This window comes from Roseomonas sp. KE0001 (genome assembly GCF_016107285.1).
In the GTDB taxonomy this organism is placed as follows: Bacteria; Pseudomonadota; Alphaproteobacteria; order Acetobacterales; family Acetobacteraceae; genus Pseudoroseomonas.
Genome location: NZ_RCVQ01000003.1, coordinates 284,352 through 298,207, shown reverse-complemented (window position 1 = coordinate 298,207; position 13,856 = coordinate 284,352). Strand labels below are relative to the sequence as shown.

General features: G+C 71.3%; 15 protein-coding genes. 4 read left to right on the top strand and 11 right to left on the bottom strand.

Features of this window, described 5'->3' with window-relative positions; translation table 11 throughout:
* Nucleotides 1-77 precede the first annotated feature (77 nt).
* From D9598_RS07885 to D9598_RS07865, 5 genes are read right to left on the bottom strand one after another with little or no spacing between them, the layout of a single operon-like run.
* Nucleotides 78-830 carry an SDR family NAD(P)-dependent oxidoreductase gene (locus D9598_RS07885; protein ID WP_198365907.1) on the bottom strand — a complete coding sequence of 251 codons (753 nt, stop codon included), beginning with the start codon at nt 828-830 and terminating at the stop codon, nt 78-80.
* Entirely contained in the window at nt 827-2,311 is a 1,485-nt protein-coding gene (gene purF / locus D9598_RS07880; protein ID WP_198365906.1) for an amidophosphoribosyltransferase, read from the bottom strand. Before purF ends, D9598_RS07885 begins: the two co-directional genes overlap by 4 nt.
* 11 nt (nt 2,312-2,322) lie before the next feature.
* On the bottom strand, nt 2,323-2,880 hold the full coding sequence (locus D9598_RS07875) for a CvpA family protein (RefSeq protein ID WP_198365905.1): 558 nt from the start codon (nt 2,878-2,880) through the stop codon (nt 2,323-2,325).
* 34 nt (nt 2,881-2,914) lie between these two features.
* Entirely contained in the window at nt 2,915-4,381 is a 1,467-nt protein-coding gene (radA, locus tag D9598_RS07870) for a DNA repair protein RadA (RefSeq protein WP_198365904.1), read from the bottom strand.
* 44 nt (nt 4,382-4,425) lie between these two features.
* Complete coding sequence (locus D9598_RS07865) at nt 4,426-5,109, bottom strand: TenA family protein (RefSeq protein WP_198365903.1); 684 nt, start codon at nt 5,107-5,109, stop codon at nt 4,426-4,428.
* Between the two features lie 117 nt (nt 5,110-5,226).
* On the opposite strand from D9598_RS07865, the gene D9598_RS07860 reads away from it, so the two are divergent.
* Nucleotides 5,227-6,543 (top strand): dihydroorotase, encoded by a 1,317-nt coding sequence (locus tag D9598_RS07860; RefSeq protein ID WP_198365902.1) that lies wholly within the window; start codon nt 5,227-5,229, stop codon nt 6,541-6,543.
* A gap of 427 nt (nt 6,544-6,970) precedes the next feature.
* On the opposite strand, the gene D9598_RS07855 is transcribed toward D9598_RS07860, so the two are convergent.
* Nucleotides 6,971-7,252 (bottom strand): hypothetical protein, encoded by a 282-nt coding sequence (locus D9598_RS07855; protein WP_198365901.1) that lies wholly within the window; start codon nt 7,250-7,252, stop codon nt 6,971-6,973.
* Nucleotides 7,249-7,800: a hypothetical protein gene (locus D9598_RS07850; protein ID WP_198365900.1), complete on the bottom strand. Its 552-nt coding sequence runs from the start codon at nt 7,798-7,800 to the stop codon at nt 7,249-7,251. Before D9598_RS07850 ends, D9598_RS07855 begins: the two co-directional genes overlap by 4 nt.
* Before the next feature lie 372 nt (nt 7,801-8,172).
* Between D9598_RS07850 and D9598_RS07845 the strand changes: the two genes are divergently transcribed.
* From D9598_RS07845 to pcaF, 3 genes are read left to right on the top strand one after another with little or no spacing between them, the layout of a single operon-like run.
* The gene (locus D9598_RS07845) at nt 8,173-8,841 is read left to right on the top strand and encodes a 3-oxoacid CoA-transferase subunit A (protein WP_198365899.1); all 669 of its coding nucleotides are present in this window, start codon (nt 8,173-8,175) and stop codon (nt 8,839-8,841) included.
* Nucleotides 8,842-8,851: 10 nt separating this feature from the next.
* A complete protein-coding gene (locus tag D9598_RS07840) occupies nt 8,852-9,514 on the top strand; it encodes a 3-oxoacid CoA-transferase subunit B (RefSeq protein ID WP_198365898.1) in 663 nt (220 codons plus the stop codon).
* A complete protein-coding gene (pcaF, locus tag D9598_RS07835) occupies nt 9,514-10,722 on the top strand; it encodes a 3-oxoadipyl-CoA thiolase (RefSeq protein WP_198365897.1) in 1,209 nt (402 codons plus the stop codon). Before D9598_RS07840 ends, pcaF begins: the two co-directional genes overlap by 1 nt.
* A 170-nt stretch (nt 10,723-10,892) precedes the next feature.
* Here the strand turns inward: pcaF and pqqE are convergent, their stop codons facing one another.
* Genes pqqE through pqqB form a run of 4 tightly spaced genes read right to left on the bottom strand, consistent with a single transcriptional unit; the run spans nt 10,893 to nt 13,856 of the window.
* A complete protein-coding gene (gene pqqE, locus D9598_RS07830; protein WP_198365896.1) occupies nt 10,893-11,981 on the bottom strand; it encodes a pyrroloquinoline quinone biosynthesis protein PqqE in 1,089 nt (362 codons plus the stop codon).
* Nucleotides 11,978-12,238: a pyrroloquinoline quinone biosynthesis peptide chaperone PqqD gene (gene pqqD / locus D9598_RS07825; protein WP_198365895.1), complete on the bottom strand. Its 261-nt coding sequence runs from the start codon at nt 12,236-12,238 to the stop codon at nt 11,978-11,980. The genes pqqE and pqqD overlap by 4 nt, the downstream gene beginning before the upstream one ends.
* Nucleotides 12,235-12,963, bottom strand: a complete 729-nt coding sequence (pqqC, locus tag D9598_RS07820; RefSeq protein WP_198365894.1) for a pyrroloquinoline-quinone synthase PqqC — start codon at nt 12,961-12,963, stop codon at nt 12,235-12,237. Before pqqC ends, pqqD begins: the two co-directional genes overlap by 4 nt.
* Complete coding sequence (gene pqqB / locus D9598_RS07815; RefSeq protein ID WP_198365893.1) at nt 12,960-13,856, bottom strand: pyrroloquinoline quinone biosynthesis protein PqqB; 897 nt, start codon at nt 13,854-13,856, stop codon at nt 12,960-12,962. The genes pqqC and pqqB overlap by 4 nt, the downstream gene beginning before the upstream one ends.

Here is a 13,856-nt window from a genome sequence, read left to right as displayed (position 1 = left end):
GAGCGGTCGTCTTGGTAATGCGCTTGAGGGTGATCGTCACGGACATGCGAGGGATTTTGCCGGCCGGCACGGCGCCGTCAAGAGGCGGCCTGTGCCGCCTGACGCTCGAAAACCACGGTGCTGCCATGCCGTGCCTCCTCCGGCCGGCAGAGCGCGGCGAGCGCGGGCGCCACCTCGGCGGGCTGGACGATGCTGGCGGGGTCCTCCCCCGGCATGGCCTGGGCGCGCATCTTGGTCGCCACCACATCAGGGTCGAAGAGGTTCACGCGCAGGGGGGTGTGCTCCACCTCCCGTGCCCAGGTCAGGACCAGATGCTCCATCCCCGCCTTGGTCGCGCCATAGGCGCCCCAGTAGGGCTTGGGCCGCCGTACCCGCCCGGTGGTGACGAAGACGGCCCGGCCGGCGGGCGCGGCGCGCAGCGGCGGGTCGCAGGTGCGGATCAGCCGCCAGCTCGCCGTCAGGTTGACGCCGACCACATCCGCCCAGTCGCGCGGCTGGATATGCGCCACCGGCGTCAGGCTGCCGAGCGCCCCGGCATTGTGCACCAGGATGTCGAGCCGGCCGAAGCGCTCGACCAGGGAGGGGCCGATGACGTCGATCTTGTCGGCCTGCTTCACCAGGTCGAAGGGCAGCAGGGTGGACCCGCCGCCCAGCGCCCGGATCGCGTCGTCGGTCTCCTCCAGCCCCCCCTGGGTGCGCGCCACCAGCACGCAATGCGCCCCCAGCCGGGCCAGCTCGATGGCGGTGGCGGCACCGATGCCACGGCTGGCGCCGGTGATGAGGGCGACCTGCCCGGCGAGCGGCCGCCCCGTCTCTGGCTGTCCTGTCACTGGCCGTTCGCCGCCAGCAGGGCGGGCACGCGCTCGGGATGGCCGACGAGATCGGTCAGCGGAATGGCATAGTCGCCGGTGAAGCAGGCGTCGCAATACTGCGGCGCGCCGCTCTCGCGCCGGGCGTGGCCGAGGGCGCGGTAGAGACCGTCGAGCGAGATGAAGGCCAGGCTGTCGGCGCCGATGATGCGCGCCATCTCCTCGACATCGTGGTTGGCGGCGAGGAGCTTCTCCCGCTCCGGCGTGTCGATGCCATAGAAGCAGGGATGCGTCGTCGGCGGCGAGGAGATGCGCATGTGCACCTCCTTGGCCCCGGCCTGCCGCACCATCTCGACGATCTTCTTGGAGGTGGTGCCGCGGACGATGGAATCGTCCACCAGGATCACCCGCCGCCCCTCGATCATCGGCCGGTTCGCCGAATGCTTCAGCTTCACGCCCAGATTGCGGATCTGGTCGGTCGGCTCGATGAAGGTGCGGCCGACATAGTGGTTGCGGATGATGCCGAGCTCGAAGGGGATGCCGCTCTCGGCGGCGTAGCCCATGGCGGCGGGCACGCCGGAATCGGGCACCGGCACGATGACATCGGCCTCGACATGGCTCTCGCGCGCCAGCTCGGCGCCGATCGACTTGCGCACGCCATAGACCGGCGTGCCTTCCATGACGGAATCCGGCCGGGCGAAGTAGATGTACTCGAAGATGCAGAACCGGCTCTGCTGCCGGCCGAAGGGGTTGATGCTGCGCAGCCCGCTGTCATCGATGACGACGATCTCGCCCGGCTCGATGTCGCGCACGAACTCGGCGCCGACGATGTCGAGGGCGCAGGTCTCGCTGGCCAGCACCATGGCGCCCTCGGGCAGGCGGCCAAGCACCAGCGGGCGGACGCCGAGCGGATCGCGGGCGCCGATCAGGGCGCCGTGATGCAGGGCGATCAGCGAATAGGCCCCCTGCACCTGCTTCAGCGCGTCGATCAGGCGGTCCACCACATTGGCGTAGAGGCTGATGGCGATGAGGTGGACGAAGACCTCCGAATCCGTGGTGCTCTGGAACAGGCAGCCGCGGCGGACCAGGGCGCGCTTGAGGGCCGTCGCATTGGTCAGGTTGCCGTTATGCGCCACGGCGAGGCCGCCGAACTCGAAATCGGCATAGAGCGGCTGGACGTTGCGCAGCGCCGTCTCGCCCGTCGTCGCGTAGCGGTTGTGGCCGACGGCGGCGCGGCCCTTCAGCCCGGCCATCACCTTGGCGTCGCCGAAGATGTCGCCCACCAGCCCGAGGCCGCGATGCGCGTTGAACACGCCCTTCTCCGAGCCCGGATCGGTCAGGGCGACGACACCCGAGGCCTCCTGCCCGCGATGCTGCAGGGCATGCAACCCAAGGGCGGTCAGCGCCGCGGCATCCGAGGCGTTCCAGACACCGAAGACGCCGCATTCCTCGTGGAAGCCGTCGTCTTCATCCCAGGGGTTGGTGGAGGGCAGGGGCTGCATCGGTGTCCTCGCTACCGGCCTCGCGCCGGGGGCCGCAGCAGCTCGTCCATGCCGGGGATGCTGCGCTGCGGCAAATCGGGAAGTCGCGGGCGATACTCCGGCGGAAGCCACGAGACAAGCGTCCCGGCGCCATCCGCCACCAGGGGTAGGGTCCGTGCGTCGCGCACCGGCTCCGGCCAGCGATCGACAGCGGGAAGCAACAGCCCGCCGACGATATAGGCGAGGACGACCAGGAAAGCACCCCGCGCGAGACCGAAGACCATGCCGAGGGCGCGGTCCAGACCCCCGAGCACGGAAGCCCGCACCCTGCCGGCGAACCAGCCGATCATCAGCTTGAGCACCACGAGGGCAACCAGGAAGATACCGCCGAGCGCGATGATCTCGGCCAGCCAGTCCGGCTCGACCCAGGTCTTCACCAGCGGCCCGGTGCCGGGCAGCATGTAGAGCGCGAAGAGCACGGCGCCGGCCCAGGCGCCGACGCCCAGCACCTCCTGCACCAGCCCGCGAAAGAAGGCGATGAGCGCCGAGAGGGCGAGCACCGCGAGGACAATGCCGTCCACCCAGGTCATCGGCGCCAGCCTATAGCCAAGCCCTGTCCGGCTGTCACTCTTCCTCTGGCCCTTCCGGCGGAGCCTCCGCCCCGGCCCGCGCCGCCCCGGCCCGCGCCGCCCCGGCCTGGCCCGCCGCCGCCGCGGCGATCGGGGCCACCAGATCCGCCAGATGCCCGACCTCGTCGAGCCGCAGCCCCTCCGGGCCCTTGCCCGGGGCCCGCCCCCCCCGCGCCACGCGGCGGGGCAGGGTGGCGCCGGCGAAGCCGAGCTTCGCGGCCTCGCGCAGGCGGAGATCGGTCTGCGCCACCTGCCGCACCTCGCCCGAGAGCCCGACCTCGCCGAAGAAGACCTGGTCCGGATCGGTCGGCCGGTCGGTGGCGGCGGAGACCAGCGCGGCGGCCACCGCCAGATCGGCCGCCGGCTCGTTGATGCGCAGCCCGCCGGCGATGTTCAGGTAGACGTCGTTCTGGCCGAGGCTGACGCGGCACCGGCTCTCCAGCACCGCCATCAGCATGGCCAGCCGCCCGGAATCCCAGCCCACCACCTGCCGCCGGGGCGAGCCGCCGGAGGCCGAGGGCGAGAGCAGCGCCTGGATCTCCACCAGCACCGGGCGGGTGCCCTCCATGCCGGCGAAGACGGCGCTGCCGGAGATGTTGCCGCGCCGCTCGGCCAGGAACAGGGCCGAGGGGTTGGCCACCTCCATGAGCCCCTTGTCGGTCATCTCGAAGACGCCGATCTCGTCGGTCGCGCCGAAACGGTTCTTCACCGCTCGCAGGATGCGGAACTGGTGCCCCCGGTCGCCCTCGAAGTAGAGGGTGGCATCGACCATGTGCTCCAGAACGCGGGGACCGGCCAGCGTGCCCTCCTTGGTGACATGGCCGACCAGCACGACCGCGAAGTTGCGGGTCTTGGCCAGGCGCGTCAGCTCGGCGGCGCAGGCGCGCACCTGGCTGACCGTGCCGGGCGCCGAATCGAGGCTGTCGAGCCAGACCGTCTGGATCGAATCGACGATCACCAGCGTGGCGTCACGCTCCTCCTCCAGGCTGGCCGCGATATCGCGCAGGCTGGTGGAGGCGGCGAGGCCCAGCGGGCTCTCGGCCAGGCCCAGCCGCAGGGCGCGCAGCCGCACCTGGTCGATCGCCTCCTCGCCCGAGACATAGAGCACGCGCCGGCCCGCCGCGGCGATGCGCGCCGCCGCCTGCAGCAGGATGGTGGACTTGCCGATGCCCGGATCTCCGCCCACCAGCACGACCGAGCCCGGCACGAAGCCGCCGCCCAGCACCCGGTCCAGCTCCGCCATGCCGCTCACCGTGCGCGGCGGCGGCGCCGCGCGGCCCTTCAGCCCGACGAACTCCAGCTTCCGCCCGCCGCCCGACTTGCCGGCCGGGCCGGGGGCGCGGACCTCCGGCTGCTCCTCGACGATGGTGTTCCATTCGCCGCAGGTGTCGCAGCGGCCCTGCCAGCGCGGCGCCAGGGTGCCGCAGTTCTGGCAGACGAAGCGGTTCGGGGACTTGGCCATCCGGCAGATATGGAACAGAAGAGGTACGGCGGAAAGGGGAGGCGTCAGGCCGGGCGGGGTGGCGCGGCCCCGCCTTCGCCATAGAGGTCGTCGAAGAACCGCCGCTCCAGGGCCACGGCGCGGCGGAACAGGGCGAGGCAGACATCCGCCTCCGCCGGCCCGACCCGGTCCAGCTCGCCACGCAGCCAGCCCACGAAGTCGCGGAAGGCCTCGTTCGCGTGCAGGGCGATCCATTCGGCATGGACGAAGTCGGGCGGCGGCGGCCCCTCCAGCCGGCTGGCCCAGCTCAGGTAGAGCCACTCGGCGACGCAAAGCACGGCCAGGCAGCGGGCATAGGACCGGCTCTCCGCCGCCACGCCCATCAGCGCCTGGAAGCTGCGCGTCGTCTCGCTCAGCGCCGGGGCGTCGCGCTCCGCCGCCGGCACGCCAAGCGCGTCGAAGGCGCGCTGGAAATAGGTGTTCTCATCGCTGGTGATCATCGCCAGGAAGCGCGAGAGGCGCAGCCGCGCGGCATAGGAATCGGCGCTGGCGATGGCGGCCCCCAGCAGCGCCACGAAGCGGTCGATGAACTGGTAGTCCTGCACCAGGTAGCGGCGCATCACCGCCGGCTCCACCCGCCCGGCCAGCAGTTCCTCCACGAAGCGGTGTCCGGTCGCTGCCTCCCAGTCGGCGGCACAGCGCTGGCGCAACTGTGCCGAGAAGCCTGGTTCCGGTGTCGCCCTGGCCATCCTGCCGCCTCCCTTCCTTGTCCCTTGGCCCCTTCCCCTCCCGCGAGGGGTCGCCGCCGCGATGGATTCTGCCTAGAGACAGGATCAGAGACCACCGCCCCCGAGAGGATTTTCCGCATGACCAGCTATGATCTCATCCTGCGCGGCGGACGCTGCGTGCTGCCCTGGGGCGAGGCGGAGGCCGATATCGGCGTGCGCGCCGGCCGGATCGCCGCGATCGGCGCGCTCGGCGGCGCCACGGCGGAGCGCGAGATCGACTGCCGCGGGCTGCATGTCCTGCCCGGCCTGATCGACCCGCATGTGCATCTGCGCGACCCCGGCGATCCGGCGGTGGAGACGATCCCGACCGGAACCCGCGCCGCCGTGCTGGGCGGCATCGCCACCGTCTTCGACATGCCGAACACCACCCCCTCCATCACCACGCAGAAGGCGCTGGAGGAGAAGCGGGCCTATGCGCAGGGGAAGTCCTGGTGCGACATCGGCTTCTACGTCGGCGCCGGCAAGTCCAACATCCCGGAGCTGGCGGCGCTGGAGCTGGAGCCGGATGTCTGCGCCGTGAAGGTCTTCGCCGGCTCCTCCACCGGCGACCTCCTGGTGGAGGACGATGCCAGCCTGGAGCGGGTGATGCGCTCCGGCCGCCGCCGCGTCTGCTACCACTCGGAGGATGAGTACCGGCTGCAGGAGCGCAAGCCGCTCTATGCCGCCGGCGGCCCGCACCGGCTGCACGCCGAGTGGCGCGATGTGGAATGCGCCTTCCTCGGAACCCGCCGCCTGATGGCGCTGGCGCGGGAGACCGGCCGCCCGGCGCATATCCTGCATGTCTCCACGGCCGAGGAGCTGGCCTATCTGCGCGACTTCCGCGACGTCGCCACGGTCGAGGTGCTGGTGAACCACCTCAGCCAGACCGACGAGGCCTATGACCGGCTCGGCGGCTACGCGGTGATGAACCCGCCGATCCGCGACGAGCGGCACATGCGGGCCGCCTGGGCCGCCGTCGCCGATGGCACGGTGGACTGCATCGGCTCCGATCACGCGCCGCATTCCCGCGCCAACAAGGAGAAGCCCTGGCCGGCCACCGCCGCCGGGCTGACCGGGGTGCAGACGCTGGTGCCGATCATGCTGGACCACGTGAACGCCGGCCGCCTCAGCCTCGGCCGGATGGTGGACCTGATGGCCGCCGGCCCGGCGCGCGTCTATGGCGCGGTGACCAAGGGCCGCCTGGCCGCCGGCTTCGATGCCGATTTCACCATCGTCGACCTGCGCAAGACCCGCACCATCGAGGAGAGATGGATTGTCTCGCCCTGCGGCTGGACGCCCTTCGCCGGCCAGTCCTGCACCGGCTGGCCGGTGATGACGCTGGTGCGCGGCCATCTGGTGATGCGTGAGGACGAGATCCTGGGCGAGGCCATCGGCGCGCCGGCGCTCTTCCACTAAGGGGGCAGCCTGGAGGCCGCGCCTCATGCCGGCGTGGACCGGGGATTCTCGCCGGAGAAAGGGTCGCGCCGCCTTCCCTGAAAAAAGGAAGGGGGCGCGGACCGGGACCTGCACGCCCTGCCCGCGTGCAAGAAAGTCTGGCGGATGGCGTCCCCCTTCAGGTGCCACCAGCCTGGAGCGCGCGGTTCGCATAGTGACACGCGCTCCGCCCCGGCCCGCTCCCGACACCTGGCCTCCCCTGCAGGCCAGGTATCGGTTCCCGCTGCGAGCGAGGACTGGCGGACCCGGGGAGAGTAGTGCGGGATCCGGAGCGGTGGGACGGTAGTAACCGCTTTCCGCCAGCCCTCGCTGCAACTGCGAGTTAGTCGCAATAAACGCTGTCCCCTGGCCGGCGTCAAGCGGATTCCTCGGCCTCCTCGAAATTCGGTTAGGACCACCGACTCCACCAGCTCGGTGACCGCGACGCCCTGATGCATGGCCTTGCCGACGCGGACGTCCTGAACAAGGCGTGCGCGGCCTTGCGCACCTTGACCTCGTTGATGACATCGCCCCGACGGTCGACCACCGGCTGGCCATGCTCGGAGATGACCGAGGCCCAGCCCCATACGGTGCGGAGGCTGGTATCGGCCTTCATCAGCTCGGCCTCGGCGCTCTGCGGCAGGTCGACGCGGACGGCGGGGGAGTCGTCAGGCGGGATGACGTCAGTCACGGGGGAGGCTCCTCGGGCAGCGCCGACGGCAGGCCGGCGAACAGGCGCGTGTAGGTGGCGAAGGCGTCCTCGATCTGCGCCTCGGCATTGGCCTCCTGGCCGTCGGAATGCATGGCCGCGGCGCCGATCGCGGTCATGAAATCGACCACCGCCATGAGCGTCGGGGCTTGGCGGTCGGCGCCCGCATGGTGCCGCAGCACGTGCGCATCCATCGCCTCGCGGCTGTGCAAGCGGGTCGGCCGGAAGGCCGGGTCCTGGCCGGTGAAGATCCGCCAGACCCGCGTGGCCTCGTCGATGTTCCGCTGCACCCCGGCGTGCGCGGCGGCCGGCGGATCGGGCTGCTCGAGGGCGAGGCGGACGCGCTCGACATAGGCCTGCGCGAGGTCGCGTAGCACCCCGTCGACCACCTTGAGGTCGCCGAGATAGCCGGGATGGGCAGCCTCGCGCAGCGCGGCGGCGGTGGCACGCGCCGCCTCGGCCGGGACGGTGCCAGCGGGGCGGCCCTGGTCGGGGCCAGGAGCGGGATTGGGCGGCGGACGATCAGACATCGCAGGACCTCGTGCGGCGGAGGGTCATTTGGGCGGCATCATTCGGGCGGCAATGCGATCACGTCGACGATCACACGCCATAGGCTCCCACACCCTTGCCCCATAGGCCATTGGTGACGCCCTGCTGCACCCTCAGTACCGCGAAGCGGGTGCCCGGCGGCAGCACCATCTCCATCTCGTTTCATGCATCGACAAAGTACCGTGCAGGTCCGAATTCCACGGGCAGGTCCGATTTCCGGCACGGAAAGGTCCTGTGCGGATAGCGCACGGCGTTGCGGGGCGTGGGAGGGCCGACCTAGTGTCGCGGGATGGCACCGGCCCGCGCTGACAGCGGGCGGCGGAGGAAACCATGCTCAACCAGGAAAATCCCGCATGATCAACAAGATCGTCCGCGACATGGCCGAGGCCATGCAGGGCATCGTCGATGGCTCCACAGTCCTGGTCGGCGGCTTCGGCTCGGTCGGCCAGCCCGATGCGCTGATCGACGGCCTGATCGAGCAGGGCGCCAAGGATCTCACCGTCGTCGCCAACAACGCCGGCGCCGGGCGCGTCGGCCTGGCGCGGCTGATGGAACTCGGCCGCGTGCGGAAGATCATCTGCTCCTTCCCGCGCAGCGCCGGCTCGGTGGTCTTCGAGGAGCTGTATAAGGCGGGCCGGCTGGAGCTGGAGATCGTGCCGCAGGGCACGCTGGCCGAACGCATGCGCGCCGCCGGCGCCGGCGTGCCGGCCTTCTACACCCCGACCGGCTACGGCACCCTGCTGACCGAGGGCAAGCCCACCGCCGAGTTCGGCGGCCGCTCCTGCGTGCTGGAGCACGCCCTGCCGGGCGATGTGGCGCTGGTCCAGGCGCACCGCGCCGACCGCTGGGGCAACCTCACCTACCGGCGCTCCGGCCGCAACTTCAACCCGGTGATGGCCATGGCGGCGAAGCTCACCATCGCCCAGGTCGACCTGATCGAGCCGCTCGGCACGCTGGACCCGGAGCATGTCGTGACCCCCGGCATCTTCGTCGACCGCGTCCTGACCCATCCCGTCGCCTGAGGAGGCCATCATGAGCGAGACGAGCTTCACTTCCTGGTCGCGCAAGGACATGGCGCGGCGCCTGGCGCGGGACATTCCCGAAGGTTGGTACGTCAACCTCGGCATCGGCATCCCGACCATGGTGGCCGACTACGTGCCGCTGGAGCGCGAGGTGGTGTTCCATTCCGAGAACGGCCTGCTCGGCATGGGCCCGGCGCCCGGTGAGCTGGATGCCGATCCCTGGCTGATCAATGCCGGCAAGCAGCTGGTCACGCTGCGCCGCGGCGGCGCCTATGTGCACCACGCCGACAGCTTCGCCATGATCCGCGGCGGGCATCTCGACCTCTGCGTGCTCGGCGCCTTCGAGGTGGCGGAGAATGGCGACATCGCCAACTGGGCGACCTCGGCCAACGACACCGCCCCCGCCGTGGGCGGCGCCATGGACCTCGCCGCCGGCGCCAAGAACCTCTGGGTCATCATGGAGCACACGACCAAGGAGGGCCGTTCCAAGCTGGTTCGCCAGTGCGGCTATCCGCTGACGGCGATGCGCTCGGTGCGCCGGGTCTACACCAACCTCGCCGTGCTGGACGTCACGGAACAGGGCTTCGCCGTGGTCGAGATGGCGCCGGGGCTGAGTTTCGACGACCTGCAGGCCCGGACCGACGCGCCGCTGCGCCAGGGGGAGCCCGCCTGATGGCCGAGGCCTTCATCTGCGACGCCGCGCGCACCGCCATCGGCCGCTATGCCGGGGCGCTCGCCGCGGTGCGCGCGGACGATCTCGGCGCCGTGCCGATCCGGGCGCTGGTGGCGCGCCACCCCGGGCTGGACTGGGGCGCGCTGGACGACGTCGTGCTCGGCTGCGCCAACCAGGCCGGCGAGGACAACCGCAACGTCGCGCGCATGGCCCTGCTGCTGGCCGGCCTGCCGGACAGCGTGCCCGGCAGCACCGTCAACCGGCTCTGCGGCTCGGGCATGGACGCCACCGGCATCGCCGCCCGTGCCATCAAGGCGGGCGAGGCGGAACTCATGCTGGCCGGCGGCGTCGAGAGCATGACCCGCGCGCCCTTCGTGCAGGGCAAGAGCGCGGAGGCCTTCGGCCGCCAGGCGGAGATCCATGACACCACCATCGGCTGGCGCTTCGTCAACCCGCTGATGAAGGCGCGCTACGGCGTCGATTCGATGCCGGAGACGGCGGAGAATGTCGCCGCCGACTTCCAGATCTCGCGCGCCGACCAGGACGCCTTCGCCTTCCGCAGCCAGCAGCGTGCCCGGGCCGCCATGCTGCGCGGCCGCTTCGCCGAGGAGATCGTCCCGGTCGAGATCAGGCGCCGCAAGGGCGAGCCGCTGATCGTGTCCGAGGACGAGCACCCCCGCCCGGAGACCACGCTGGAGGCGCTGGCCCGCCTGCCCACCCCCTTCCGCCGCGAGGGGGGCAGCGTGACCGCCGGCAATGCCTCGGGCGTGAACGACGGGGCCTGCGCCATCCTGCTGGCCAGCGAGGACGCCGCCGCGCGCCATGGGCTGACGCCACGCGCCCGCGTGGTGGCCAGCGCCACGGCCGGGGTGCCGCCGCGCATCATGGGCTTCGGCCCGGCGCCGGCCACCCGCAAGGTGCTGGAGAAGGCCGGCCTCTCGCTCGGTGAGATCGAGGTGATCGAGCTGAACGAGGCCTTCGCCGCGCAGGCACTGGCGGTGACGCGCGACCTTGGCCTGCCGGACGACGCCGAGCACGTGAACCCGAATGGCGGCGCCATCGCGCTCGGCCACCCGCTCGGCATGTCCGGCGCGCGACTGGTGCAGACGGCGGTGGCGGAACTGCACCACCGCCGGGCCCGCTACGCCCTGGTCACCATGTGCATCGGCGTCGGCCAGGGCATCGCCATGGTGCTGGAGCGGGTCTGAAAGGCGGACGGGCCGGCCTTCGCCGTCGGAACCGACGAACCGGATCGTCCGGTGTCCATGCCCTCCCGCAGCTCTCCCTCGCGCGCCCCCCCCCGGGCGCGCGGGGCGGCGGCTCGATCACGGCCGCGGCGCGGCGGAGGGCGCCGCCAGGCGGCGCCGAGCCTCCCGCGTCATGGCCGGCGCCAGGCGAAGCCCTCCGCCGGCATCACGGCCAGCGCCTCGTCCAGCCGGCGGCGGTCCGGCGAGAGAGCGCAGGCGGGATCGGTCCGCGCCGCGTCGCCGGTCAGCGCCAGCGCCTGACAGCGGCAGCCGCCCCAGTCCAGCTCGCGGCGCTCGCAGCTCCGGCAGGGCTCAGACATCCATCCCGTGCCGCGGAAGCGGTTGAAGGCGGCCGAGCCATACCAGATCTGCTCCAGGCTGCGCTCGGTGACACGGTCGAAGGACAATCCGGGAATGCTTTCGGCGGCATGACAGGGCAGCACGGCGCCGCTCGGCGTCACGTTGAGGAAGCGCCGCCCCCAGCCGCCCATGCAGGCCTTGGGCCGGCTGGCATGATAGTCCGGCGTGACGAAGTCGATCGCCATCCGACCCGCCAGGCGCCGCTCCGCTCCGGCCACGATCTGCCGTGACCGCGCGACCTGCGAGGCGTCCGGCATCAGGGCCGCGCGGTTACGCAGCGCCCAGCCATGATACTGCGTATGCGCGACTTCCAGCCGCGTGGCGCCCATCCGCTCGGCCAGGGCGATCATCGCCTCCAGCGCGTCCACGTTCTCCCGGTGCAGCACGGCGTTGACGGTGAGCGCCATGCCGGCGGCATGTACCGCCTCGGCGAGCGCGAGCTTGCGTGCATGGGCGCCGCGGAAACGCGCGATGCGGTCCGCCGCCTGCGCATCGGCATGCTGGATGGAAAGCTGCACATGCGGCAGGCCGGCGGCGGCAAGCGCCTTGAGCCGTGCCGCGTCCAGCAGCACGCCGGAGGTGATAAGATTGGCATAGAGGCCGACTTCCGTGGCCGTGGCGGTGATCGCCTCCAGATCCGGCCGCGCTGCCGGCTCGCCGCCCGAGAGATGCAGTTGCAGCACGCCGAGCGCCGCCGCCTCGCGCAGCACCCGCTGCCAAGTGGCCGTGTCGAGTTCGGCGTTCCGCCGCTCCAGGTCCACGGGGTTGGAGCAGTAGGGGCACCCGAGCGGGCAGCGGTGGGTGAGTTCGGCCAGCAGGCCCAGCGGTGGCGGGATCGCGGGCGGTCCTGGGACGTTCACGGCTGCACCAGCCCCTTCCGCCGCAAATCCTCCAGGACCTCGCGAACGTCCTCGGCGATGGCGGAGGCCGGCGCGTCGTATTCCTCGGCCAGCGCGGCGGCGAGCCGCGCGACATCGTGCTGTCCGTCCAGCCGCCGCAGGATGGCGTAGGCCACGTCGTCCAGCACCAGGACGCGTTCAGGCGCCAGCAGCACCCAGCTCTCGCGGCGCCTGTCATAATGCAGCCGCGCATGCGGCGAGAGGCGGGGCGCGCTCACGTCGGGCGGAAGCCGCCAGGCGGGATCAGGCCCGGCACGACATAGGCGTGATGCAGGGCGTCGAGCTGCGCCCACAGGACATCACACTTGAAGCGCAAGGCCTCCAGCACCTGGGCCTGCTGCTCCGGCGTTCTCGCCTCGCGGCGGACATAGTCCAGGGCAAAATCGGAATCGCGCGGCGCCTGCTCCATGCGGTGCGAGAAATAGTCCAGGGCCGCGGCGTCGATGAAGTCGTAGTGCCGCAACATGCCGGCGACGCGTTCGGAGATGATGATGGGCGAGAAGAGTTCCGTCAGCGAGGAGGCGACGGCCTCCAGAAGCGGGCGGTCGCGAACGAAGCGGACATAGGCATCCACGGCGAAGCGCGTCGCCGGGAGGATGCCGGTCCCGGCCTCCACCTGGCCACGCTCCAGCCCCACGCCATCGGTCAATGCCAGCCAGCGTCGGATGCCGCCCGGGTTGTCCGCGTCGCCGTCATGATCCTCCAGCCGCTGCCGCCATACGCGGCGCAGCGCCGGGTCCTCGGCGCGGGACAGGAAGGCGGCGTCCTTCAGCGGGATGCGGCTCTGGTAGTAGTATCTGTTCAGCGCCCAGGCCTGCACTTGGCCCCGGGTCAACGCCCCGTCATGCAGCAGGCGATGGAAGGGATGCAGGTTGTGGTAGCGCTCGGCGCCGATGGCGCGCAGCGCGACCTCCAGCTCCTCCGGGGACAGCAGCGGGCTCACCATGACAGCTCCAGGCCATCCTCCGCGATCTCCCACCCTCCTGCCGTCGCCTCGTTCCGCTCGGGGGAGCCCTCGCGCAGCACCGGGTTGGTGTTGTTGATATGGATCAGCACCTTCCGGCCGATGTCGAGGCCGGACAAGGCGGCGAGCGACCCGTCGGCGCCCGAGAGTGGCTGATGGCCCATCTGACGCCCTGTCCTGCTTCCGACGCCGGCCCGCGCCATCTCGTCGTCGGTCCAGACCGTGCCGTCGAAGAGCAGGAGTTCCGCCCCCTGAATCCGTTCGCGCAGCGCCGCCGTCACGGCATGACAGGCGGGAATGTAGTAGGCGCGCCGGCCATCCCGCGCCTCGACCTCCACCGCGACGGTGTCCTCGGCCTCGGCCTCCGCCTGCGCCTCAAGGTAGAGGGGCGGCTTGCCGGGGATGGCGAAGAGTCGCAGGCGGGCTCCGCCGGGCAGGTTCCAGACCTCCTCCAGAGGCAGTGGCCGGCGCGTCACGCATTCGCCGGATAGTGCATCGAAGATGCGGTTCTCCGCCAGAATGCCCAGGACGCGCTGCGTCGCCCGCAACTCGAAGGCGTGCCGCTCCCGCAGGGATAGCAGGCCGGCAAGCTGGTCAATCTCGCCCCCCGTGAGCAGAACATGCGAGAGCGGACTATGGCGCGGCTGCCGATTGTTCGGATGCAGGACAGGCTGCTGCGCGATCTGCTGCAGCAGCTCCGGCGCGGCATTCACCAGCAGCCAGTCCCCCCCCTGCAAGGCCATGGCCAGGGAGGACTGACTGCGCGGACGGAGATGCGGATCACCGGCCCGCGCCGCCCGGCAGTTCGGACAGGCGCAGTTCCATTGGGGAAACCCGCCACCGGCCGCGGCGCCCAGCACGAGCCAGCGCAT

Coding starts and splice junctions, on each gene's coding strand:
- purF (WP_198365906.1), bottom strand. CDS start 2,311: ATGCAGCCCCTGCCCTCCACCAACCCCTGGGATGAAGACGACGGCTTC.
- D9598_RS07875 (WP_198365905.1), bottom strand. CDS start 2,880: ATGACCTGGGTGGACGGCATTGTCCTCGCGGTGCTCGCCCTCTCGGCG.
- radA (WP_198365904.1), bottom strand. CDS start 4,381: ATGGCCAAGTCCCCGAACCGCTTCGTCTGCCAGAACTGCGGCACCCTG.
- D9598_RS07865 (WP_198365903.1), bottom strand. CDS start 5,109: ATGGCCAGGGCGACACCGGAACCAGGCTTCTCGGCACAGTTGCGCCAG.
- D9598_RS07860 (WP_198365902.1), top strand. CDS start 5,227: ATGACCAGCTATGATCTCATCCTGCGCGGCGGACGCTGCGTGCTGCCC.
- D9598_RS07850 (WP_198365900.1), bottom strand. CDS start 7,800: ATGTCTGATCGTCCGCCGCCCAATCCCGCTCCTGGCCCCGACCAGGGC.
- D9598_RS07845 (WP_198365899.1), top strand. CDS start 8,173: ATGATCAACAAGATCGTCCGCGACATGGCCGAGGCCATGCAGGGCATC.
- D9598_RS07840 (WP_198365898.1), top strand. CDS start 8,852: ATGAGCGAGACGAGCTTCACTTCCTGGTCGCGCAAGGACATGGCGCGG.
- pcaF (WP_198365897.1), top strand. CDS start 9,514: ATGGCCGAGGCCTTCATCTGCGACGCCGCGCGCACCGCCATCGGCCGC.
- pqqB (WP_198365893.1), bottom strand. CDS start 13,856: ATGCGCTGGCTCGTGCTGGGCGCCGCGGCCGGTGGCGGGTTTCCCCAA.